We start from the raw sequence: 285 nt of genomic DNA, 5'->3' as shown, positions 1-285 counted from the left end.
CACCCTGAAGACCATCTTCGCCGTGTGTAAAGGCCGCCTGCAGACAGAAAAAGAAGAACATCTGCGCTAAGGCCAGCGTGATCATCGTTGAATAGATGCCCTGACGACGGATGGCGAGATAGCCGATCACAAGACCGAGAACGGCAGCGGCCAGCACGCCAAGCAGGATGCCGATTTCGGGCGTTACACCCCATTCCTTGACCGCATGAGCCGTCACATAGGCAGCACCGCCAAAGAAGGCTGCATGGCCAAATGATAGAATGCCGGTATAGCCGAGCAAGAGGT

1 protein-coding gene is annotated in these 285 nt (G+C 56.1%); it reads right to left on the bottom strand.

Annotation, left to right across the window (positions count from 1 at the left end; all coding sequences use genetic code 11):
• The coding region (locus tag QSJ70_RS27530; protein ID WP_285541393.1) for an ABC transporter permease subunit at positions 1-285 on the bottom strand (285 nt) is incomplete at both ends.

Origin of the sequence: Brucella sp. NBRC 12950 (assembly GCF_030268145.1) — a bacterium.
Classification (GTDB): Bacteria; Pseudomonadota; Alphaproteobacteria; order Rhizobiales; family Rhizobiaceae; genus Brucella.
The sequence above is the reverse complement of the archived record's forward strand: the minus strand, read 5'-3'. Positions and strand labels throughout refer to the sequence as shown.